The sequence below is a fragment of the Leisingera daeponensis genome, assembly GCF_019801465.1.
GTDB lineage: Bacteria > Pseudomonadota > Alphaproteobacteria > Rhodobacterales > Rhodobacteraceae > Leisingera > Leisingera daeponensis_A.
Genome location: NZ_JAHVJA010000007.1, coordinates 56746 through 79255, shown reverse-complemented (window position 1 = coordinate 79255; position 22510 = coordinate 56746). Strand labels below are relative to the sequence as shown.

The 22510-nt window shown below is 66.1% G+C and carries 21 protein-coding genes, 1 other RNA gene and 1 riboswitch; of the genes, 10 read left to right on the top strand and 12 right to left on the bottom strand.

Annotated elements, in window-relative coordinates; all coding sequences use genetic code 11:
* Positions 1-7 precede the first annotated feature (7 nt).
* Positions 8-748, bottom strand: a complete 741-nt coding sequence (fnrL, locus tag KUV26_RS15320) for a transcriptional regulator FnrL (RefSeq protein ID WP_222508959.1) — start codon at positions 746-748, stop codon at positions 8-10.
* A 62-nt stretch (positions 749-810) separates the two neighbouring features.
* On the opposite strand from fnrL, the gene hemN reads away from it, so the two are divergent.
* Positions 811-2166, top strand: coding sequence for an oxygen-independent coproporphyrinogen III oxidase (gene hemN, locus KUV26_RS15315; RefSeq protein WP_222508958.1), 1356 nt, complete (start codon positions 811-813; stop codon positions 2164-2166).
* Between the two features lie 317 nt (positions 2167-2483).
* On the opposite strand, the gene KUV26_RS15310 is transcribed toward hemN, so the two are convergent.
* The 4 genes from KUV26_RS15310 to KUV26_RS15295 form a co-directional block, all read right to left on the bottom strand.
* Entirely contained in the window at positions 2484-4076 is a 1593-nt protein-coding gene (locus KUV26_RS15310; protein WP_222508957.1) for an ABC transporter ATP-binding protein, read from the bottom strand.
* A 133-nt stretch (positions 4077-4209) separates the two neighbouring features.
* Positions 4210-5316: an ABC transporter permease gene (locus KUV26_RS15305; protein ID WP_222508956.1), complete on the bottom strand. Its 1107-nt coding sequence runs from the start codon at positions 5314-5316 to the stop codon at positions 4210-4212.
* A gap of 3 nt (positions 5317-5319) precedes the next feature.
* Complete coding sequence (locus KUV26_RS15300; RefSeq protein WP_222508955.1) at positions 5320-6405, bottom strand: microcin C ABC transporter permease YejB; 1086 nt, start codon at positions 6403-6405, stop codon at positions 5320-5322.
* Between the two features lie 9 nt (positions 6406-6414).
* A complete protein-coding gene (locus KUV26_RS15295) occupies positions 6415-8328 on the bottom strand; it encodes an extracellular solute-binding protein (protein WP_222508954.1) in 1914 nt (637 codons plus the stop codon).
* 217 nt (positions 8329-8545) lie between these two features.
* Here KUV26_RS15295 and KUV26_RS15290 point away from each other — a divergent pair, with 217 nt between their 5' ends.
* On the top strand, positions 8546-8782 hold the full coding sequence (locus KUV26_RS15290) for a DUF333 domain-containing protein (protein ID WP_222505590.1): 237 nt from the start codon (positions 8546-8548) through the stop codon (positions 8780-8782).
* A gap of 82 nt (positions 8783-8864) precedes the next feature.
* Here KUV26_RS15290 and KUV26_RS15285 read toward each other — a convergent pair whose 3' ends face one another.
* The gene (locus tag KUV26_RS15285) at positions 8865-9374 is read right to left on the bottom strand and encodes a c-type cytochrome (RefSeq protein WP_222505589.1); all 510 of its coding nucleotides are present in this window, start codon (positions 9372-9374) and stop codon (positions 8865-8867) included.
* A 119-nt stretch (positions 9375-9493) separates the two neighbouring features.
* On the opposite strand from KUV26_RS15285, the gene KUV26_RS15280 reads away from it, so the two are divergent.
* Entirely contained in the window at positions 9494-10327 is an 834-nt protein-coding gene (locus KUV26_RS15280; RefSeq protein WP_222505588.1) for a prephenate dehydratase, read from the top strand.
* A gap of 198 nt (positions 10328-10525) precedes the next feature.
* Here KUV26_RS15280 and ffs read toward each other — a convergent pair.
* Positions 10526-10622, bottom strand: an RNA gene (ffs, locus tag KUV26_RS15275) — signal recognition particle sRNA small type.
* A gap of 53 nt (positions 10623-10675) precedes the next feature.
* Positions 10676-12532: a 5'-nucleotidase C-terminal domain-containing protein gene (locus tag KUV26_RS15270; protein ID WP_222508953.1), complete on the bottom strand. Its 1857-nt coding sequence runs from the start codon at positions 12530-12532 to the stop codon at positions 10676-10678.
* Between the two features lie 332 nt (positions 12533-12864).
* On the opposite strand from KUV26_RS15270, the gene nudC reads away from it, so the two are divergent.
* Both nudC and KUV26_RS15260 read left to right on the top strand, forming a co-directional pair.
* A complete protein-coding gene (nudC, locus tag KUV26_RS15265) occupies positions 12865-13848 on the top strand; it encodes an NAD(+) diphosphatase (RefSeq protein WP_222505586.1) in 984 nt (327 codons plus the stop codon).
* 53 nt (positions 13849-13901) lie between these two features.
* Positions 13902-14369, top strand: a complete 468-nt coding sequence (locus KUV26_RS15260) for an SRPBCC family protein (protein WP_222505585.1) — start codon at positions 13902-13904, stop codon at positions 14367-14369.
* Between the two features lie 25 nt (positions 14370-14394).
* Here the strand turns inward: KUV26_RS15260 and KUV26_RS15255 are convergent, their stop codons facing one another.
* Positions 14395-15273, bottom strand: coding sequence for a serine aminopeptidase domain-containing protein (locus KUV26_RS15255; protein ID WP_222508952.1), 879 nt, complete (start codon positions 15271-15273; stop codon positions 14395-14397).
* Between the two features lie 71 nt (positions 15274-15344).
* On the opposite strand from KUV26_RS15255, the gene KUV26_RS15250 reads away from it, so the two are divergent.
* Both KUV26_RS15250 and KUV26_RS15245 read left to right on the top strand, forming a co-directional pair.
* Positions 15345-15953 carry a TetR/AcrR family transcriptional regulator gene (locus KUV26_RS15250; RefSeq protein ID WP_222505583.1) on the top strand — a complete coding sequence of 203 codons (609 nt, stop codon included), beginning with the start codon at positions 15345-15347 and terminating at the stop codon, positions 15951-15953.
* A gap of 18 nt (positions 15954-15971) precedes the next feature.
* Positions 15972-16193, top strand: a riboswitch (cobalamin riboswitch).
* 107 nt (positions 16194-16300) lie between these two features.
* Positions 16301-16705, top strand: a complete 405-nt coding sequence (locus KUV26_RS15245; protein WP_222508951.1) for a hypothetical protein — start codon at positions 16301-16303, stop codon at positions 16703-16705.
* 99 nt (positions 16706-16804) lie between these two features.
* Here the strand turns inward: KUV26_RS15245 and KUV26_RS15240 are convergent, their stop codons facing one another.
* Positions 16805-17335, bottom strand: a complete 531-nt coding sequence (locus KUV26_RS15240) for a protein-tyrosine phosphatase family protein (protein ID WP_222505582.1) — start codon at positions 17333-17335, stop codon at positions 16805-16807.
* 192 nt (positions 17336-17527) lie between these two features.
* Between KUV26_RS15240 and KUV26_RS15235 the strand changes: the two genes are divergently transcribed.
* The 3 genes from KUV26_RS15235 to recR all read left to right on the top strand — a co-directional run bounded on the left by KUV26_RS15235 (position 17528) and on the right by recR (position 20609).
* Positions 17528-19315: a DNA polymerase III subunit gamma/tau gene (locus tag KUV26_RS15235; protein ID WP_222508950.1), complete on the top strand. Its 1788-nt coding sequence runs from the start codon at positions 17528-17530 to the stop codon at positions 19313-19315.
* A 198-nt stretch (positions 19316-19513) separates the two neighbouring features.
* Complete coding sequence (locus KUV26_RS15230; protein ID WP_222505580.1) at positions 19514-19858, top strand: YbaB/EbfC family nucleoid-associated protein; 345 nt, start codon at positions 19514-19516, stop codon at positions 19856-19858.
* Positions 19859-20009: 151 nt separating this feature from the next.
* Entirely contained in the window at positions 20010-20609 is a 600-nt protein-coding gene (recR, locus tag KUV26_RS15225) for a recombination mediator RecR (RefSeq protein WP_222508949.1), read from the top strand.
* Positions 20610-20655: 46 nt separating this feature from the next.
* On the opposite strand, the gene ltaE is transcribed toward recR, so the two are convergent.
* A complete protein-coding gene (gene ltaE / locus KUV26_RS15220) occupies positions 20656-21705 on the bottom strand; it encodes a low-specificity L-threonine aldolase (RefSeq protein WP_222508948.1) in 1050 nt (349 codons plus the stop codon).
* Positions 21702-22379: a hypothetical protein gene (locus KUV26_RS15215; protein WP_222505577.1), complete on the bottom strand. Its 678-nt coding sequence runs from the start codon at positions 22377-22379 to the stop codon at positions 21702-21704. The genes ltaE and KUV26_RS15215 overlap by 4 nt, the downstream gene beginning before the upstream one ends.
* Positions 22380-22510 lie beyond the last annotated feature (131 nt).

The window sequence follows — 22510 nt, the reverse complement described above, 5'->3', positions numbered from 1 at the left end:
GACCGCCTCAGCCGAGGAAACCGCCGTCACTGTCGTCGCCGGCCTCTTCCATCAGGCGGCGCATGTCGGGCACGGTCACATGCCGTTTGCCTTCCAGCTCGATGATGCCGTCCCGCTTGAGAGCCGAGATCTGGCGGCTCACGGTTTCCAGCGTCAGACCGAGGTAGTCGGCCATCGCCTCCCGCGTCAGCGGCAGATCGAAGACCATCCGGTTGGTTGCCCCGCCCGGTGTCAGCGAGGCGTCGCGCCGCGCAATGATCGACAGCAGGCTGGCGATCTTCTCCCGCGCGGTCTTGCGGCCCAGCACCAGCATCCACTCGCGCGCCGCGTCCAGCTCGTCCAGGGTCATTTCCAGCAGACGGTGCGCGATATGCGGGGTGCGCTCCATCAGGTCCTCGAACGGCTTCTTGCGGAAGCAGCACATTACCACATCGGTGGTCGCGACCACGTCATAGGCCGCGCCTTCACGGCCCGGACGGCCGACGAAATCGCTGGGCAGCAGCAGGCCCACCATCTGGGTGCGCCCGTCCTCCATCGTCTGGGTCAGCGAGGCGATGCCCGACACCACGGAGCCCACGAAGTTCATCGCATCACCCGACCAGATGATCGGCTGGCCGGCCTCATAGGTGCGGTAGTATTTAATCGCGTCCAGCTCTCCGAGCTCCTCCGCGTTGCAGCGTGCGCAGACAGCCCGGTGGCGGATCGGGCAGTCACCGCATCTGGTTTGGGCAAGTACAGGAGCGTTCATTCGCTGGTCCGGATTGATCTGGGTCAAGGCTCTGGTTCACGCGCTGCCATAACGCTAATTGAATGGAACAGAAAGCTCAATTGGCCGAGCTGGGTTTGTTTGACGCCAAAGTGCCGCGCTACACCAGCTATCCTGCCGCGCCGCACTTCGGCAAGGGGACTGATTCCGCCCAGTTTTCCGGCTGGATATCGAGGATTCCCCCCGGCAGCAGCATTTCGCTGTATGTGCATGTGCCGTTCTGCCGCAGATTGTGCTGGTTCTGCGCCTGCCGCACGCAAGGGACCCGTTCCGGCGCCCCGGTGGAAGCCTATGTCCAGGTTCTGAAGGCGGAAATTGCCCTGCTCAAGCGGCGGCTGCCCGACGGGATCACCCTGTCGCGGCTGCACTGGGGCGGCGGCACCCCGACGCTTCTGAGTGCGGAACTGATCCGCGATCTGGCCGGTGCGATCACCGGAGCAGTCCCGCTGGCGCCGCGCGCGGAATTCTCGGTGGAGATCGATCCGAATGAAATCGGGGAGCGGCGGCTGGAAGCGCTGGCGGAGGCAGGCATGAACCGCGCCTCGGTCGGGGTGCAGGATTTCGACAGCACCATCCAGCAGGCGATCGGCCGTTTCCAGAGTTTCGAGGCCACGCGTGACGCAATCGATCAGCTGCGCGCGCATGGAATCCGCAGTCTCAACGCCGATATCCTCTATGGCCTGCCGCATCAGACGCCCGCGATCATGACCGAAAGCGTCCAGAAACTCTTGTCGCTGACACCGGACCGCGCGGCGGTCTACGGCTATGCGCATGTGCCCTGGATGGCCGGACGGCAAAGCATGATCCGCTCCGATACGCTGCCGACGCCCGAGGCGCGGCTGGAGCTTTTCGAGACCGCCCGCCAGCTGTTCCTGTGGGACGGCTACCGGGAGATCGGCATCGACCATTTCGCCCGCCCCCACGACGGGCTGGCGGTGGCGCAGCGGACCGGGCGCCTGCGGCGCAATTTCCAGGGCTACACAGACGATCCGGCAGAGGTGCTGATCGGCATCGGCGCCTCGGCGATCTCGCGCTTCCCGCAGGGCTATGCGCAGAACGCGCCCGCCACCTCGGCCTATGTCCGCGCCATCCGCGGCGGGCAGTTCGCCACCGCCCGCGGCCATGCCTTTGGCGGCGAGGACCTGCTGCGGGCGCGGCTGATCGAGGCGCTGATGTGCGATTTCCGCATCTGCCGCGAGGAAATCCTGACGCGGTTTGCCGTGACCGGGGACCGGCTGGAGCAAATGTTTGCCATCGCGGTTACCGCTTTCCCCGGCATGCTGACGGTGTCCGCCGCGGGGCTGGAAATCCGCGATGAAGCCCGCCCGCTGACCCGGATGATTGCCCGCAGCTTTGACGCCTATGACCTCAGCACTTCAGGCCACGGCACCGCCATCTGACACCTGCGCAGGAGACCCGGCGCCCTCCCGCCCGTCGCAACTGCGCCAAAGGCTCAGCGCTCCCGTTGGGCCAGGCTCAGCGCCAGCGGCGCTGAGCCTGGCCCAAGGCCGCCAAGGGGGTCCGGCGCAGCCGGGACGCCTGCGGGCGCGGGAGCCTTCCGCTGCTTTCCAGGCAGCGGCGGATAGGTCAGCACCGCTGCCGCAATGTTTCGCGCGCGAAACATTTGGTCGCATCTGCTGCCGCAACTTATGGGCGTTGCGTGCAGTGCGAACGCATAGATGCAGCAAAGCCTGCCACAGTGTTAAGCAAGGGCGTCTTACCCGGCAGCGGCCAGCAGCTTGCGGGTGTACTCCGCCCGCGGGTTGACGAACAGATCCTCCGCCGCGCCGGTCTCCACCACGTCGCCCTGGTTCATCACCACCACCTTGTGCGACATCGCCCGCACCACGTTGAGGTCGTGGGAAATGAAAAGATAGGCCAGCCCGTAGCGCGTCTGCAGGTCGCGCAGCAGTTCGACAATCTGCACCTGCACCGTCATGTCCAGCGCCGAGGTCGGCTCATCCAGCACCACCAGTTTCGGGCGCAGCACCATGGCGCGGGCGATGGCGATGCGCTGGCGCTGGCCGCCGGAGAACTCATGCGGGTAGCGGTCCATCGCCGCGGGATCGAGGCCCACTTCCGTCATCACCTCCGCCACCAGTTCGCGGGTGTCGCGGTGCTGGTCCACCTTGTGGATGGCAAGACCCTCGGAAATGATCTCGGCGCAGGTCATCCGCGGGCTGAGCGAACCGAACGGGTCCTGGAACACGATCTGCATGTCCTTGCGCAATTTGCGCAGGTCGCGGGTGGACCATTTGCGCAGATCCTGGCCCTGGAAGGTCACCGCGCCCTCCGACGCAATCAGCCGCATGATGGCCAGTGCCAGCGTGGTCTTGCCGGAGCCGCTCTCCCCGACGATGCCGAGCGTTTCGCCTGCCCGCACCGAGACCGACATCGGGTTCACCGCCTTCACATGGCCGACGGTGCGTTTCAGAAACCCGCGCTGAATCGGAAACCAGACTTTGAGGTCCTTGGCCGACACCAGCTCCTGCGCATCCGGGGCAACCGGCTGCGGCTGACCGGAGGGCTCTGCCGCCAGCAGTTTCTGTGTGTAGGGGTGCTGCGGGTTGGCAAAGAGTTCCGCTGCCGGGCCTTCCTCGACGATCTCGCCGCTTTTCATCACGCAGACCCGGTCGGCGATGCGGCGCACGATGCCGAGGTCATGGGTGATGAACAACAGCCCCATGCCCTCGCTTTCCTTGAGCTCTGCCAGCAGGTCAAGGATCTGCGCCTGGATGGTCACGTCCAGCGCAGTGGTGGGTTCATCCGCGATCAGGATGTCGGGCTTGTTGGCCAGCGCCATGGCGATCATCACCCGCTGCCTCTGGCCGCCCGACAGCTGGTGCGGGTAGGAGGTCAGCCGGTTTTCGGCGTCGCGGATGCCGACCTTGTTCAGAAGCTCCAGAATGCGTTCCCGCGCGGCCTTCCCCGCCAGCCCTTGGTGCAGGGCCAGCGATTCCGCCAGCTGGCGCTCGATGGTGTGCAGCGGATTGAGCGAGGTCATCGGCTCCTGGAAGATGAAGCTGATGTCATTGCCGCGCACTTTCATCAGATCTCTTTCCCGGGCGCCAACCATTTCGGTGCCATTGTAGGTCACCGACCCCTCGACCGTGGCGCTGTCGCCCAAGAGCGAGACGGTGGAGAGCGCCGAGACCGATTTGCCGGAACCGGACTCGCCCACCAGCGCCACGGTTTCGCCGCGGTCCACGGAGAAAGAGACGCCGCGCACCGCCTCGGTCACCTTGCCGTCCTGGCGGAAGGAGACGCGGAGGTTTTGGACATCCAGGAGGGGGGAGGAGGTTTTGCTCATTGTTCTTCCCCTTGCAATCCCTTGATGAGGGCAGCGCCCGGCCGCGGGCAAAAGCGGAGCGCCCGCCAATGGGGGCGGTCGGGCGCTGCCCGGCCTGCGGCCGGGCGGGGCATATCATGGGCACCCGCAACTGTCATGAAAACGTCTTCCGAGGATCAAAGGCATCGCGCACACCTTCGAAGATGAAGATCAGCAGCGACAGCATGATGGCAAAGGTGAAGAAGGCGGTGAAGGCAAGCCAGGGCGCCTCCAGGTTCTGCTTGGCCTGCAGCGTCAGCTCGCCCAGCGAGGGTGCCGAGGACGGCAGGCCGAAGCCAAGGAAATCGAGACCGGCCAAAAGGCCGATGGTGCCGGTGATGATGAAGGGCAGCATGGTCAGCGTCGCCACCATCGCGTTCGGCAGCATGTGGCGGAACATGATGGTCAGGTTGCCGACCCCCAGCGCCTTGGCCGCGCGGACGTATTCCAGGTTGCGGGCGCGCAGGAATTCGGCCCGCACAACGCCGACCAGCGCGGTCCAGCCGAACAGCACCATCAGGAAGACCAAGAGCCAGAAGCTGCGGCCCAGGATCGCAAACATGATGATGATGACATAGAGCGAATTCACCGAGCCCCAGACCTCGATCACACGCTGGAAGACCAGGTCCGTGAGGCCGCCGAAATAGCCCTGCACGGCCCCCGCCAGAATGCCCAGCAGGCTGGCGGCCCCGGTCACCATCAGGGTGAACAGGATCGACAGGCGGAAGCCGTAGATCACCCGCGCCAGCACATCGCGCTTGGTGTCATCGGTGCCCAGCAGGTTCAGCCCGCCGGGCGGCAGCGGCGCCGCGCCGGGGCGGTCCACCGTGGTGTCAAAGCTGTAGGGGATCGGCGGCCAGATGGTCCAGCCTTGGTGGAAATCCTCAGCCGAATAGGTGCCTGCCGCGATCTTCTCCAGGATGGTTTCGGGCTCGTCAATGCAGTCCTCGATGCCGCCGGAGCGGATCAGGCATTCGACCTCGGGGTCGCTGTAGACCGCCTCTGTCTGGAAGTCGCCGCCGAACTGGGTTTCCGGGTAGAATTTGAATACCGGCGCGTAGACCTCGCCGCGGTAGCTCACGAGGATCGGCTTATCGTTGGCGATGAACTCGGCAAACAGCGACAGGCCGAACAGCAGCGCAAAAATCCACAGCGACCAGAAGGCGCGGCGGTTGCGGCAGAAGTTGCGCCAGCGGCGCTGATTGAGGGGGGAGAGCGCCATGGATCAGCCTTCCCGCTTTTCAAAGTCGATGCGCGGGTCGACCACCACATACATCAGGTCGGAGATGATGCCGACCACCAGCCCCATCAGGCCGAAGATGTACATGGTGCCGAACATCACCGGGTAATCGCGCGCGACTGCGGCCTCGAACCCCAGGCGGCCGAGCCCGTCGAGAGAGAAGATCGTCTCGATGATCAGCGAGCCTGAGAAGAACACGCCGATGAACACCGCCGGGAAGCCCGCGATCACGATCAGCATCGCGTTGCGGAACACATGGCCGTACAGAACCCGGTTTTCGCTGAGGCCCTTGGCCCGGGCGGTCATCACGTATTGCTTCTTGATCTCATCCAGAAAAGAGTTCTTGGTCAGCAGTGTCAGCGTCGCAAAGGCCGCGATGGTGGAGGCGGTGACCGGCAGCGCAATGTGCCAGAAATAGTCCATGATCTTGCCGAACAGGCTGAGGCTCTCCCAGTTGTCCGACGTCAGGCCGCGCAGCGGGAAAATCTGCCAGTAGGAGCCGCCGGCAAACAGCACCAAGAGCATAATGGCAAACAGGAAGCCGGGGATCGCATAGGCGGCAATGATCACGCCGCTGGTCCAGGTATCAAACGGCGAGCCGTCGCGCATCGCCTTGCGGATGCCCATCGGGATCGAGATCAGATAGGCGATCAGCGTTGACCACAGGCCAAGCGAAATGGACACAGGCATCTTTTCCAGCACCAGGTCGGTGACGTCGATCTTGCGGAAATAGCTCTCGCCGAAGTCAAAGCGGGCGTAATTTCCGAGCATTATCAGAAAGCGTTCCAGCGGCGGCTTGTCGAGGCCGAACTGTTCTTCCAGCTCCTTGATCAGCTCCGGCGGCAGGCCCTGGCGGCCGGCGTAGTTTTCATTGGCGCTGATCGCCTCGGTGCCGGTGTCGCCGCCGCCGCCGGCGAAGCCCTCGAACACGTCGCCGCCGCCTTCGAGCTGGGCGATGATCTGTTCCACGGGGCCGCCGGGCACAAACTGCACCAGGGCAAAGTTCACCAGCAGGATGCCGAACAGCGTCGGGATCACCAACAGCAGGCGCCGGAGGATATAGGCTGCCATGTCCGTTCCTTACCGCAGTGCGCCGGCGGCCTTAAGGGCAGCCTCACGCTCGGCGTCGATCCACCACAGGTCCAGAAGGCCGGTGTCATAGGGCGGCAGGTTTTCCGGCTGGCGGTACATGTCCCAATAGGCGATCCAGTTCACGTCCAGATACCAGGTCGGCACCATGAACCGCTTGGCCCGCAGCACCCGGTCCAGCGCGCGGGCGTTGGCGCGCAGCTCCTCCTGGGTGCCGGCCTTGACAATGTTGTCAATCAGCGCATCCACAGCCGGATCGGCCAGCCCCGCCGGGTTGAACACCGAATATTCATGCGCCTCCGATCCGAAGTACTGGTAAAGCCCGGTCGAAGGCTCCAGCGACATCGGATAGGCGTGGGAGATCATGTCGAACTCCTTCTCCCGGCGGCGGCTGGTGTACTGGGCGTAATCAACCCGGTTCACCACCGCATCCACCCCCATGGTGCGCAGGTTGGAGACATAGGGCTGCACGATGCGTTCGATGGTCGGGCTGTCGGCCAGGAACTCGACCTTCAGCGGCTCGCCTCGTGCATTGCGGCGCATGCCGTCATCGCCGACGGTCCAGCCCGCCTCATCCAGCAGTTTCATCCCCCGGCGCAGGTTCTTGCGGTCGCCGGGGCGAGATGCCTTGGAAGCATGCGCCATCACCGGCTCCGAGGTCAGAATGGACGGGTCGATCTGATCTCCCAGCGCTTCCAGCACTTCCTTCTCGCGGCCCTCGGGCAGGCCTTGCGCGGCCAGCGGCGAATCCTGCCAGAAGGAGGAGCGGTGCCGGAACAGCCCGTACTGCAGGCTCTCGTTGGTCCACTCGAAATTGAACGCCAGCTGCATCGCCTCGCGCACGCGGATGTCCTGGAATTTGGGCTTCAGCAGGTTCATCACAAACCCGCTGGCTGGCGGCACGTTGCCATCGGGGATTTCACCCTTGATCACCTGGCCCTTTTCCACCGCGGCGAATTCATAGTTGGTCGCCCAGTTCTTGGAGTTGTTTTCGGGGCGCAGCGTATAGACGCCTGCCTTGAACCCCTCCATCGCGGCGACATCATCGCCGAAATACTCGACCCGGATGCGGTCATAGTTGAAGCGGCCGGCGTTCACGTTCAGGTCCTTGCCCCAATAATCCGGGCTGCGCTTGTAGACGATACGCTGGTTCACATCCGCGCTTTCCAGCACGTAGGGGCCGGAGCCGATGCCCGGATCCAGCCGCGGCTCATCAATGCGGCGGTTCTCCGGATCTGCCTCGAACCAGGCCTTGGAAAACACTGGCGTGCCGCCGACCTGGGTGATCATCGCCCGGCGCGGGAAGTCAGGGGAGAAGTGGAACTTCACCCGGTGCGGCCCCAGCGCCTCGGCCTTGGGAATGCGCTTGCGCACCGCCTCGGCGTAGGATTGCAGCCCCTGGTCCAGCAGGATGTTGTGGGAAAACACCACATCCTCGGCGGTGACCGGGCTGCCGTCGGAAAATTTCGCTTCGGGCCGCAGGTTGAAGATCACCCAGTCCTGGCTTTCCGGGTACTCCAGGCTTTCGGCAATCAAGCCGTAATAGGACCCTGGCTCGTCGTAGGATTCCACCAGCAGGCTTTCGTAGTGGCTGGAGGACAGCGCCCCTGCCCGGCCCTTGCGGGTATAGGGGTTCATGCTGTCGAAAGTGCCGACAGCGGAAATCGACAGCTCGCCGCCTTTCGGGGCTTCCGGATTCACATAGTCGAAACGGGCAAAGCCTTCCGGGTATTTCAGCTCCCCGAACTCGGCAAAGCCATGCGCCTTGATGATGGCCTCTTCGGCCCTGGCCAGCGTCGCGGCCGCCAAGGCTAAGATCAATCCCAGCGCCAGTGCCGCAGCCGCCTGCAGCGGGTTCACTCTGTCCTGGGCGCGGGCCCGCGCCGCAGCTTTGGCGGTATTCATCTGCCATGACCTCCTGTGCCCGGAACTTCGGCCCGGGTTATCCGGCCCCAAGCTAATGTCCGGGGGTGGTAACATTCAAGTTGAGATTGGGTGATCAGACGGCCGATCTGGGCATAAAGCAGCCGAAACAAGGGCCTATGCGCCGCCGCCCTTGCCCGCAATAAAATTGCCTGCCAGCCTCGGATCACGATTGTGTTATGAACCGAGGGAGTTTGCGATGCTGAAGTCCATGAAACTATCCGCCCTTGCGGTCGCCGGGGCCGCCGCGCTCAGCGCCTGCGCCCAGCAGGAAGAGGAAGTTGTCTACACCAGCCCCGAAGAGGCTTATTGCGTGCAGACCGGCGGCAGCTACGTGCTGCGCAGCGGCAAGGCGGGCACCATCGGCGTCTGCATCCTGCCTGACGGCACCGAGCGCGATGCGCTGGCCTATTACCGCGAAAACAACCCGGCCTGAGCCGTCACCGCTCATGGGGACAAAAAAAGCCGCTGCAAACCGCAGCGGCTTTTCTTTCGGATAGCTGGGACAGCGGTCGGGATCAGTCGTCCAGGCTGTCCAGATAAGCGATGAGGTCCACCCGGTCGCTTTGCTTCTTCAGGCCGGAGAACGACATGGTGGTGCCCGATGCGTATGCGGACGGCTTGGCCAGGAAGGCGTCCAGCTCTTCCGGAGTCCAGGCCTTGCCGGCCATGCCGGTCAGTGCGCCGGAATAGCCAAAGCCGGGTGCGGAGGCGATCTCGCGGCCGACCACGCCGTACAGATACGGGCCGGTGGCGTTGGCGCCGTCTTCCAGCTTGTGGCAGGCAGAGCATTTTTTGAAAACCTTGGCGCCTTTGGCGGCATCGGCAGAGGCCATCAGCTCTTCGAAGCTGACTTGCGGCTCATCGCTGCCGGCATCTTCAGCCGAGGCAACTTCGATCACATAGGCGGCCTCACCATGGCTGTCCACGTGATACAGGCTCTCAGCGGCCCATTTGCCCAGCAGGAGAACCAGAAACGCGCCGCAGACGCCTGCAGTCGCTTTGGTAAGGGTCATTGTGTCAAACATGAATCGCGGGTCCATTTAGCTGTCTGCTGGGGTGTCTAAGGCTTCCCCTCCCAAGTGGCAAGGTATAGACAGCGCGACGAAACGCCCAATTATTGAAGTTTTGCACGGGGAACACACCCATGAGCCGCAAAATCGCCATTCAGGGGGAGCTCGGCTCCTACAGCCACGAGGCCTGCCGCATCGCCCGCCCCGGCATGGAGGTGCTGCCCTGCCGCACCTTCGAGGACATTCTGGAGGCAGTGCGCAGCGGCGAGGCAGAACAGGCGATGCTGCCGGTGGAGAACTCCACCTACGGGCGGGTGGCCGACAGCCACCGGCTGCTGCCGCACAGCGGGCTGCACATCATCGACGAGGCCTTCGTGCGGGTGCATATCAACCTGCTCGCGGTGCCGGGCGCCAGGCTGGAAGACATCCGCGAAGCGCATTCGCACCTGGTGCTGCTGCCGCAATGCGCCACCTTCCTGCGCGAGCACGGCATCCGCGGCCGGGTCAGCCCCGACAACGCCCGCGCCGCCCGCGATGTGGCCGAGGCCGGCGACAAGCATTCGGCGGCGCTGGCCAGCGAGCTGGCCGGCGAGATCTACGGCCTGGACGTGCTGGCCCGCCACATCGAGGACAACAGCGACAACACCACCCGCTTCCTGATCATGGCGAAGGACATCGATTACACCCGCCGCGGCGCCCACAACATGATCACCAGCTTCGTGTTCCAGGTGCGCAACATCCCGGCGGCGCTCTACAAGGCGATGGGCGGCTTCGCCACCAATGGCATCAACATGACCAAGCTGGAAAGCTACATGGTCGACGGCTCCTTCACCGCGACCCAGTTCTATGCCGACATCGAAGGCCACCCCGAGGATCCCAATGTGCAGCTGGCGATGGATGAGCTGAGCTATTTCACCACCAATGTGGAGATCCTCGGCGTCTACCCGGCAGACAACGGCCGGTTCTGAACCGGAGCAAGGCAAGCAGGGGCATTGCCCCTCTTCACCTCACGGCCAATTCACCCGAGGGCTATTTCCGGGCCGGATTGAGATCCTGCCCCCGCCGCGCGGCAGCGCGGCGCCGGGCCCAACGGCGGCGGTGCAATCTTTGATTGCGCCGAAGCGGGCGGGAGGGATCCCGTTTTGCCTTATTGTGCGGGGGAGTAAAGTGAGAGGCTGGACAGCGACCCAAGCGGGGCTCGTTGTGGCTGCTTCCTTCCGGACCTGACCAGGTTGGCGAGGCGCTTGCCCGCGCCAACCTCTCGAATCCCGATATAAGGACCGCCGCCGTGAATGGCAAGGGCCGCCGGGGCCGGGCTATAGCTGCAGGTCCAGTTCCCAGAAGCCGCTGCTGCTGAAGCCGCGGGGCGTGGCCATGCCGGCGGGCAGTTCCTGCAGGTGGCGGGCCGCGCCGGGGCCTGTCACCGCCACCGCCCGGGTGCCGGGCACCGGCGCCAGCCGCCAGGGGTACGGCGCCTGCGCCAGCGGCTCCGGCGGCAGCCGCCCGGCGATATAGTCGCGGATCGTCTTGCGGATGCGGACCGGCGGCAGCGCCAGCTCCGCCGCTTCCTCCAGCATCCGGAACCGCCCGCCGCCGCTGACCCGGTAGCTGTTGACCGCAACCGCAAAGCGCTGCCCGGGATCCACGGGACGGCCCTGCCAGCGCAGATCGGTGATCCGCCGCGCCTCCGGGCTGATCAGCTCCCCGGTGGCCGAAAACCGCGGCGGCTGCGTCACATCGATCCGGTAGCTGAGCCCGAAGATCACATCGAAGTTGTGCCCGGCCCGCTGCGGGTCGGTCAGCCGCTGGCCGGAGCTGCCCGGCACGATCCTGTTGAACAGCCCGGCGGACATTTCCAGCCAGTCGCGCAACTGAGCGCCGGTGACCTCCACCGCCCGCAATTCGTTCGGGAAGACCTGCAGATCGGCGATATTGCGGGCACAGAGGTCGCCCGCCGCGATATCGGTGTAGGACTGCGGACCCGAGCGGCCGCCGAACTTGCCCGGCGCCGCCGCCGACAGCAAAGGCAGACCCTCGGCGGCAGTGCCGCGCAGCAGCACCCGCGCCGCTGCGGCCTGAGCGCAGGCGGCCAGGGTCAGGCCCCGGTCCGGCGCAAAGAAGGTGAAATAGGAATGCATCGCCACCGGGCAGTGGCCCGCGGGTTCGCGCATCCGCTCCAGGGTGCGGGCATGGTCCTCTGCCAGCGCCTGCACCAGCCCGGGCTCTTCCGCCGCCAGCGGCTGCGCGCCGCCGCATTCCTGCTGCCGCGCCACGGCGTGCAGGGAGGCGCTTCCGGCGGCGGCCTGCCAGCCGCTGCCGGTGTATTCCAGCTGCAGCCGGATCACCCCCAGATGCGACCCGTGCGATCCCGGCATCACCACCGGCTTGGCAAAATCATGCTCCGGGTCCGGCAGGGTCAGATGGGTGTGGCCGCCGACCAGGGCATCGATTTCCGCCACCGCGGCCAGCTCCCCCAGGGCATTTTCGCTGCTGTCGCTGCCCGCCCGGCCGGACAGCCCGGTATGCGCCAGCGCCAGCACCATGTCACAGCCCTGCGCCTTCAGCCGCCGCGCCTGCTCCGCTGCCGCCTCGACGATACCCGCGGCTTGCAGCTGCCCGCCCAGCACCTGGCGGCACCAGACCAGCGTCTGCGGCGGCAGCACCGAAATCAGCCCGATACGCACCGGCGGCAGGTCCGGGCAGGACGGCACCGCCCGGTCCAGCACCGCGGCGGGCGCAAACGGCAGCACCCGTTCCGGATCGGCCGCGCTGAGGTTGGAGCACAGCACCGGGCAGGGCATGTCCTGCAGCATTTCCGCCAGCGCCTCGAGCCCGAAATCGAAGTCATGGTTGCCGAGGCCTGCCGCATCATATTTCAAGGTCTGAAAAGCGCGCACCAGCGGATGCGGCCCGGCGGCCCCCGGCAGCACCTCGCCCAGCGGCGCCCCCTGGAAGCCATCGCCGTTATCCACCAGAATGCAGGCCGCCCCCCGGCTTGCCGCCTCGGCCCGCGCCTCGGCAATCAGGGTGGCCACGCGCGACAGCCCGGCTGCGGTGCCCTGCCGGTCGGCATAATAGTCATGGCTCAGCAGGTTGCAGTGCAGATCCGTGGTGGCCAGCACATGCAACTCCCCGGCGCTCCGGGTGTCTGAGGCCCCAGCCCCGCTCTTCATGTCCAATTTCTTGCTGACACTTCCGGCCCGCCGCTCCCGCCAGCGCCTTTCAGCGCTCTTTTTTGTTGGCCCCATTTGAATCAACGTTTTTGCAGTTTGCAAAGAATCCTTTTCGCTGCCTGTTAACTTTTTCACTGACTGTTTGCGGCGCACCCGCGGCGGCGCCCTGTTCCGCTGTAAAATACCGCCGGGTCAGCCGCGCGGGTGTGGCCGCACGGCGACAGGCAAGCGCAGATCGCAGCCAATTGCTGGCAACAGCTGCGGCACACTGCCATGGATTGCCGCATTCCCATCGAGCGCGGCCATGCATCCGCGAGTCATAGGAGAACACCATGAAACGCGCGGAACAGGTGACTTTCGGCGGCGGCGGGCTGGAGCGCTCGGCGCATCTGCGCGGCGACTCCCCGGCGCTGGAGGCGGCCTGGAACAGCCCGCAGGCCCGGGTGCTGCTCTTGTGGCGCGGCAAACCGCTAGCCCGGCGCGACACTGAGGCCGGCCTGCCATGCGGCCTGGCCTGGACCGCGCCGCAGCACCCGCTGGCCGCCGCCGGCAAGAAGGACGCGCTGTTCCTGGGCGCCGCCGGCGGAGGCGCGCCGTGCTTTGCCTGCGATGTCAGCGATTGGCAGCCGGACGACCTGGACCAGGACGCGCTCAGCAGCTTTTCCGATGCCAGCGAGCAGCGGCATCCGGACCTGCCGGACACTCACGTCTTTGCCGAACTGCGCCGGATCATGACCCGCCTCACGCCGCTGGAAGCGGAACTGGCCGCCACCGCAAAGGCGCTGCTGGCCTGGCACCGGAGCCACCGGTTCTGCGCCTGCTGCGGCGCGCCCAGCGATATGGCGCAGGCGGGCTGGCAGCGGCTCTGCCCGGCCTGCAAGGCGCCGCATTTCCCGCGCACCGACCCGGTGGTGATCATGCTGATCACCCATGGAGATTCCGTGCTGATGGGCCGCTCCCCCGGCTGGCCGGAAGGGATGTATTCGCTGCTGGCCGGCTTTGTCGAACCAGGGGAAACCCTGGAAGCGGCGGTGCGCCGGGAAGTGCTCGAGGAAACCGGCGTCAGGGTCGGCGCCGTCAGCTACCTGTCCAGCCAGCCCTGGGCCTTCCCGATGTCCTTGATGATCGGCTGCGCTGGCGAAGCGCTGAGCCGGGAGATCTCCATCGATCCGGCTGAGATCGAGGATGCGCTGTGGGTCAGCCGCCAGGACATGATGACGGCCTATGCGGGAGAGCACCCGGTTCTGAAACCCGCTCGCAAGGGCGCAATTGCGCAGTTTTTGATCAAGAACTGGCTTGCGGACACGCTGGACTAGCGCGCATATTTGCCGGAAGCGGCACCCGCGAACCGCAAATGAGGCAGGCGACCATGGAATTTCACAGCAAAGAAGACATCGAAGCCCCGATTGCCGAGGTGTTCGAGGCGGTCTCGGATTTCTCCATGCTGGAGCGGTCTGCCCTGCGCCGCGGCATCGAGCTGCAGCGCACCGGCGACCCGGCCGAGCCGGAAAGCGGGCTGGCCTGGGATCTTGCTTTCAGCTTCCGCGGCAAGCAGCGCGAAGCCCAGCTGACGCTGGCATCTTATGCCCCGCCCTCGGCGATGGCGCTGGATGGCAGCGGCAGCGGAATCGACGGACGGATGGAGATCGAGCTGCTGGCCCTGTCGCCGCAGCGGACCCGGATGTCGGTGCGGCTGAAGCTGTCGGCGGCAAGCCTGACCGGCCGCCTGCTGGTGCAATCGCTGAAGCTGGCGCGCAGCAATCTCAACCGCCGCTTCAAGCTGCGATTGGCGGATTATGCCCGCATCACCGAAGAGCGCCTGAGCCGCACCGCCTGAGCCGCACCGCCTGGCGGAGTCCGGGCTAGGCCTGCGGCACCAGCCGCGGCCACAATGCCGCATTGGCGCGGGCAAAGGCGCCGAGGTGGCCGATCTTCCGCCCTCCGGCCTGCTGCGGGTCCAGCACCACCCGCCGCTGCGGCACATCCCCGTAGACATCACCCAGCCGCCAGACCGCCGCTGGCGGCACCACGTCATCATCCGCCATCGCAAACAGATCCACCGGGATGCCGGTCCCTGCCCAGCGGGGCTGCGGCAGCGCATTGCCGGTTTCCGGAAGGTAGCTGCCCGGCGTGGTGCACCAGCGCCGCCACTGCCAGTAAACGCCTTCGGGCAAGTCGGCCCCGAACCCTACCGCGCGCCCGGGCAGGTAACCCAAGGCACGGACCAGCGGCGGCACATGGCCGAACCAGAAGGCCAGCGCCAGCGCGCGGTAGGGCCAGGGATGATCGTGGTGGTGCACCAAGCCGCCCGCAACCACGATCATGCGGGCGACGTTTTCCAGGCCGTCCTGCAGGGGCATCAGCATCGCCCCCAGCGAGTGGCCAATCACAAACAGCGGCACGCCCGCAAAGCGCCGCTGCATCTCTTTGCGGGCGGCGGGCTGATCCGCCAGCGCCCATTCGGCCATTGTGGCCTTCGACCGGCGCGGGTGCCCCTGCGCCGAGTCCCCGAAATCCCGGTAGTCATAGGTCAGGCAGGCCATCTGCCGCTCCGCCGCCAGCCAGCGCGCGAAATGCCGGTAATAGCCCTGCGGCACCCCGGTTGCGCCGTTCAGCACCACCGCTGCCCTGGCCGGCCCTGCCGGGCGGTAAAGCCGCCCGGCCAGCACCGCATCATCCGCGGCAAAGCGCAGCTCCTCCACCCGGATATCCGCGCTGTGTTCTGCATGGCCGTCGAGCATGGGACACCTCCTAGACCGATTGGTCTACTCCACCTCTGGACCAATCGGTCTAATGATGTCAACCTGCCGGCATGACTGACGTGACGACACCCTCTGCCAGCCCTGACAGCCCGGCTCCGACCCGCGAGCGGCTGATCCTTGCGGCCGCCGGACTGTTCCGCAACAAGGGCTACAGCGGTACCGGCCTGGCCGAGCTGCTGGCCGCGGCCGACGCGCCCAAGGGCTCGCTCTACCATCACTTCCCGAACGGCAAATCCGACCTGGCACTGGCCGCGGCAGACTGGGCCTCGGAGCGGATGATGGCCCTGATCACCGCCTCCTTCGGCCCTGCGCCCACGTTTCAGGAAGGCGCCAAGACGGTTTGCTACAAGCTCGCGAAACTGTTCGACACTCAGGGCAAATGGAGCGGCTGCCCGGTCTCTGCCACTTTGTTCGAGGGGCCGGAGAACGAGGCCTTTCACCAGCACGCCGCCAAGCTGTTCGAGGGCTGGATCACCGAAACCGCAGCCCATGCCCGGCGCCTGGGCCTGGCGGAGACGGAGGCCCGCGCAGCGGCCGAGAACTTCTATATCCTGCTGCAGGGCGGCTGGCAGCTGGCGCGGGTGCGGCGCGATTCGGATGTGATCCGGGGACTGCACCTGCAGTTGCACAGGCCTGAAGGCGCGCAGAAAAACGATTGACGACTCGGGGGGGCAGCCGCTACCGGTTGTGGCGATGGTTCCCGCGCCACAGAATCTTGTGTCCGGGATGAAAAGGGAACACGGTGCGGCCCCGCCTTCCGGCGATGCCAACTCCGCGACTGCCCCCGCAACTGTAAGCGGCGAGCGACCCCGATAGAGCCACTGGCCCGATGGGCCGGGAAGGATCGGGAAAGCATCGACCCGCAAGTCAGGAGACCTGCCATCGGAAGTGAAACTCGAACCCGGGCGGGGTGTCCGGACAGGGTCTGATGGCACCGCGGAACGCCCGCTATTTCATCCGGTCTCCTGTCCCCCAGACCCCCGCACCACGCGCGGAGGGCGCCAACATGATGTGGACGGACAAAACGCATTTCTATGCGGCAACGGATTGCAAGCACCTGGGCAAGCCCTGCCCGGCAGCGGAGCGGATGATCGCCAAGCTGGCCGAGGCGATGACCAAGGCCAAGCCGCTGACCCAGGAAGATTTCGAAATCACAGGCACCACTGCGCTGGACGGCTGCCCGCGCAATTGCCCGGCGCAGTTCGCTGCCAGCCATGACCGCATCCGGCTGTTCTGCGGTGTCGGAGAAGATGCGCCGCGCGAGGGGCTGGACCGGTTTGCCGATGCAATCCTCAGCCGCGAGGGCACCGGCTTTGCTGCTTCCAGCCTGAACGCCCGCCCCTGCGCCCTGATGGAGGCGCTGCCCAAGACCGATGAGGCGCGGCAGGCCGAACAGATGATGGTGCTGTGAACCGAAGCTTGCCCGACCGGGCACATCTGGAAGGCCCCGCCTGCCCCGCCGGGGCGGGCGGTGTCATAGCCACTCGCTGCTGCCCCGCCGGTGACTTCTCTACGGTGAACAGGCCCAGGCCAGCTGTTCATCCGTCTCCACCGCGCAGGGCCGGACCGCACGCAGCCGCGCCAGCGCCTGCGCCGGGTCCTCGCCGCATTCGATCATCAGCCGCAGCACCGCCATGCCGGAACGGCCGCAGCCGCCCTTGCAATGCACCAGCACCCGGCCGCCGCCTGCCAGCGCCTGCCGCGCCGACTGGCTGGCCGCTGCCCATTTCGCCGTCACCGCGGGCGGCGGCGCCTGGAAATCCGGCACCGGCAGATGCAGCCAGCGGCAGGCCATGCTCTGGATATCAACCCCCAGCCGCGGCACCCCGGCAGCCGCATGTTCGGCCTCGGTGGTCATCGAGATCACCAGCCCCGGCTTCCATTGATAGATCTGGATCAGGTCGCTGCGGTAATCGCCTCCGCCGCCAGGCAGCCGGCACAGCGCCAGAATGCCGCCGCCCGCCGACAGCGCGTGAATGGTCAGACCCGCCTGCGCGGCGGACGTCCGCTCCGCAGGCGCCGAGGTATCATCAGATCGCATAGCGCCTCCTTAGCCGCTGCGCTCCTTCGCCCCCCGCAACTCCCCTGCCAGCAGCCTAGCGGCTAACCGGGCAAAGCCAAAGCGCTTTTGCAGTCCGCGGATTGCGCCCTTCTGCGGTGGACGAACGCGGCGCGCTTCAATACCCTGCGCGGAACGCGGGCGCCCCGCACACCGAATCCGGCACGAGACACCATGAACGACATTCCCAGCGGCACCGGCCAATCGAAATACCAGGTTCTGGCACGAAAATACCGGCCCGAGACCTTTGCCGATCTGGTGGGCCAGGACGCCATGGTGCGGACGCTGAAAAACGCCTTTGCCGCCGACCGGATTGCCCAGGCCTTCATCATGACCGGCATCCGAGGCACCGGGAAGACCACCACCGCGCGGATCATCGCCAAGGGCATGAACTGCGTCGGCGAGGACGGCCAGGGCGGCCCCACCACCGACCCTTGCGGCACATGCGAGCATTGCACGGCGATCATGGAAGGCCGCCATGTCGACGTGATGGAGATGGACGCGGCCAGCCGCACCGGCGTCAATGACATCCGCGAGATCATTGACTCGGTGCAGTACCGCGCCGCCTCCGCGCGCTACAAGATCTACATCATCGACGAAGTTCACATGCTGTCGACATCCGCCTTCAACGCGCTGCTGAAGACGCTGGAGGAGCCGCCCGCGCATGTGAAATTCATCTTTGCCACCACCGAAATCCGCAAGGTGCCGGTGACGGTCCTCTCGCGCTGCCAACGCTTCGACTTGCGCCGGATCGAGCCGGAAGTGATGATCGGCCTCTTGCGCAAGATCGCCATCGCCGAAGGTGCAGAGATCGCCGAGGATGCGCTGGCGCTGATCACCCGCGCCGCCGAAGGCTCTGCCCGTGATGCGACGTCCCTGCTGGACCAAGCGATTTCCCACGGGGCGGGTGAAACCACCGCCGATCAGGTCCGCGCCATGCTGGGCCTGGCCGACCGCGGCCGGGTTCTGGATCTGATGGACATGATCCTGCGCGGCGATGCGGCAGCAGCCCTCACCGAACTCAGCGCGCAATATGCCGAGGGCGCCGATCCGCTGGCGGTGCTGCGCGACCTGGCCGAGATCACCCATTGGGTTTCGGTGGTGAAGATCACCCCGGACGCCGCCGAAGACCCCACCGTCAGCCCGGATGAGCGCGCCCGCGGCCAGCAGATGGCGGAAAACCTGGCGATGCGCGTCCTCACCCGGATGTGGCAGATGCTGCTGAAGGCGCTGGAGGAAGTCGCTGCCGCACCGAACGCGATGATGGCCGCGGAAATGGCGGTGATCCGCCTCACCCATGTGGCCGACCTGCCCAGCCCCGAGGAACTGATCCGCAAGCTGCAGGACACGCCTCCTCCGCCGCCCCCCGGCCCCGGCGGCCCCGGCGGCGGCATGCAGATGCAAGGCATGGGCGCCCAGGCGCTTGGCGGCGCTGCACCGCAGGGCGGCCCGGCAGGCGGCACGCCGGTTGCGCATGGCGGCGGCGGCACAGTGGCAGCGCTGGCACCGCAGGTCAGCTCCGCCCTTGCCCGCTACCCAAGCTTCGAACATGTGGTCGAACTGATCCGCACCAACCGGGACGTGAAACTGCTTGTCGAGGTGGAAACCGGCGTGCGGCTGGTCTCCTATCAGCCCGGGCGGATCGAATTCACACCCTCCGCTCAGGCGCCGCGCGATCTGGCCGCACGGCTCGGCTCGGCACTGCAGAACTGGACCGGCGCCCGCTGGGTGGTCTCGATTGCGCCGGACGGTGAGGCCCCAACAATTGCCGAGGTCCGCGACGCAGCCGAAAACGCGCTGCGCGAGAAGGCTACGGCCCACCCGCTGGTGCAGGCCGTGCTGGAAAGCTTCCCCAAGGCCAAGATCACCCGCATCCGCACCCCCGAGGAACTGGCCGCCGAAGTCGCCGCCGAGGCCCTGCCCGAGGTGGAGGACGAATGGGACCCCTTCGAGGACGGGTGAATACCTGCCCCGAGACGGGATATCCTCCGGGTCCATACCCGGGTTTCCAAGCTTGATTTCAGCGATTTACAGCCGCGCCCGCCACCCACGGGCCGGTCTGGAGGCGGCTAATCTCGACGGTTCAGGCAATCCTACCCCTTGTTTCACGCCCCCGCGCCCCGTATCTGTCCCCCAAACCGGAATCTCAGGAGAACTCAGATGCTCAAAGGCCTCGGCGGTCTTGGCGACATGGCCAAGATGATGAAATCGGCACAGGAACTGCAGACCAAGATGGCGCAGATGCAGGACGACCTGCACAACGTCATGGTGACCGGCGAGGCCGGCGCCGGCCTGGTCAAGGCCACCGCGTCCGCCAAGGGCGACCTCAAGGGCCTGGACATCGATCCGTCGATTTTCAACGGCGATGACAAGGAAGTGGTCGAGGACCTGATCCTGGCCGCGATCAAGGACGCCCAGGCAAAGGCGGCGGAGAAGGCGCAGGAAGAGATGACCAAGCTGACCGAAAGCATGGGCCTGCCCAAGGACATCAAGCTGCCGTTCTGATCGGCGCCCGGCAACCATCCCGAAGGCGGCCCGGTGCGGGCCGCCTTTTGCATGTCCGGCAGCAAAACAAACCCCGAACATTTTGCGGCGCCGCTCTTGCGCTCCCCTGCCCCGATCAGCCTATATGGCAGGGCGGACAAGGGCCTGAGGCATGATCAAGAACTCCACCAGCGACATCGAAGACCTGATTGCCCTGATGGCCAAGCTGCCGGGGCTCGGGCCCCGCTCTGCCCGGCGCGCTGTGCTGCATCTGATCCGCAAGCGGGCGCTGCTGCTGACACCGCTGGCTGACGTGATGAGCGAGGTGGCGGCGACAGCGCGCGAGTGCCTCAACTGCGGCAATGTCGGCACCAGCGAGATCTGCCCGATCTGCACCGACGAGGTGCGCGGCAACGGCGAGCTGTGCGTGGTCGAGGATGTGGCCGACCTCTGGGCGATGGAACGCTCGGGCGTCTTCAAGGGCCGTTACCATGTGCTGGGCGGCACCCTGTCGGCGCTGGACGCGGTGGGGCCGGAGGATCTGCGCATCCCGCGGCTACAGGACCGGGTCGCCACCGAAGGCATCAGCGAAGTCATCCTGGCGCTCAATGCCACCATCGACGGCCAGACCACCGCCCATTACATCGCCGACCAGCTGCAGGGGCAAGTGAAACTCACCTCGCTGGCGCAGGGCGTGCCGATCGGCGGCGAGCTGGATTACCTCGACGACGGCACCATTTCCGCCGCGCTGAACGCGCGGAAGGAAATCTGACGGTCCGGCCGGGGACGGGACATTCGAACTTTCCGGCTACTCGCAGCTAGCCGTAAAACCTCCGCAGCGCCTGCACCGCCTGCGCCAGCGCGCTGTCATCCGCGTCCCTGTGCAGCACCATCCGGATGGCACCGGTGCTGCCGCCGCCGATCACCACGCCCTTAGCCGCCAGATGCGCCCGCAGCGCATCATTGCGCCCGTCAACCGGCGTGAAAAACACCATGTTGGTGGCCTGAGACACCTCCCCCGCCCCCAGTCCGCGCAGCACACCGGCCAGCTCTTCGGCCCGGGCATGATCCTCTGCCAGCCGGGCTGTGTTGTGCTCGAGCGCATAAAGGCCCGCCGCCGCCAGTACCCCGGCCTGACGCATGCCGCCGCCCAGCATCTTACGCCAGCGCCGCGCCCTGGCGATCAGATCTGCAGGCCCGACCAGCGCTGATCCCGCCGGTGTGCCCAAACCCTTGGACAGGCAGACCGACACCGTGTCGGTCAGCCCGGCCAGATCCGTTTCCGCGCACCCCAGCGCGGTGATCGCGTTGAAGAACCGCGCCCCGTCCAGATGCACGGACAGCCCTGCGGCCCGCCCGGCCTCTGCCGCCGCGGACATATCCGCCAGCGGCACCGCCAGCCCGTTATGGGTGTTTTCCAGCGACAAAAGGCGGCTGATGGCGAGATGGCTGTCATCCGCCTTCACCGCCCCGGCAACCACGCCCGGATCCAGCGCCCCGTCCGCGCGCACCGGCACCGGGCACAGCGCAATCCCACCCAGGACCGAGGCGCCTGCGGCCTCATAAGCATGCACGTGATACCCCGCGCCCGTGATGATCTCCTCGCCGCGCTGGCAGTGGGCCAAGAGACCGGCAAGGTTGCTCATGGTGCCGGTGGGCAAGAACAGCGCCGCATCCTTGCCCAGACGTTCGGCCAAAACCGCTTCCAGCCGGTTCACGGACGGGTCCTCGCCAAAGACATCATCGCCCAGTTCCGCCGCAGCCATCGCCTGCATCATGCCCGCATCGGGGCGCGTCACCGTATCGCTGCGCAAATCACAGAGGGCCGCATTGCCCCCCGCGCCCGCAAGCCCTGCATATTGGCTCATTCCGTCACCTGATCATATGCCAGCGCGGCCACAATATGGACGCGCCGGGTTTCGCCTCCGTTCAATGCGGTGTGGTAGCCGCGGGTGTCAGTGAAATACACCGACCCGTCCGCTGGCAAGTGGGTGACATGATGATTCACGATGAACAGCGACCCGGGGTTGGAAAGCACCGGGATATGCAGCCGCGGCTCCGGGTCGCGGTGCCAGGAGTTGCAGTTGTAGAGTCCTTTCGACAGTACCCGGGTCCGCCCGATGGGAAACCGCTTGGCAAGTTCGCTGTGCACATGCTCGAAATAGGTGCCGGCAAACTTCGGATTGAACTCGGAAAAGTCCACTTCCGGCACCAGATCCTCGCGCGGCTCCTCGACATAACGGTCATCCGCCCGCAGCCAGTACCGGCCTGACAGATCATTGGCGGTCCATTCCGTCTGCCCCGGGCGCCGGGTCAGCGGCAGCGCGGCAAAGCCCTGGTCCTGCAGGCCGCCCATGAACTCCTCGCGCCGCAGGCATTCTTCCAGCGCCTCCCGCAGCAGCTGGATGTCAAACCTCAGCTCCAGCCGCTGGATGCCCGGCCCGGGCACAAACTCCGCCACCGAAGCGGACTCGGGCATGGTCTTCATGGCTTGGCTGACGGTCTCGACATCGGCGTCTTTGATCTGCGGTAGAAAACTCATGCCGCGCGCTCCCAACTTCGTGCTGCTCGTGAGTGGTGTTGCATTCAGCGCCATCATTGCAGGCCGACTGCCGCAGATAAAGCCGGTCCTTCGCAATGCTTGTTGCAATATTCGCAACAAGTGGCAGGGTA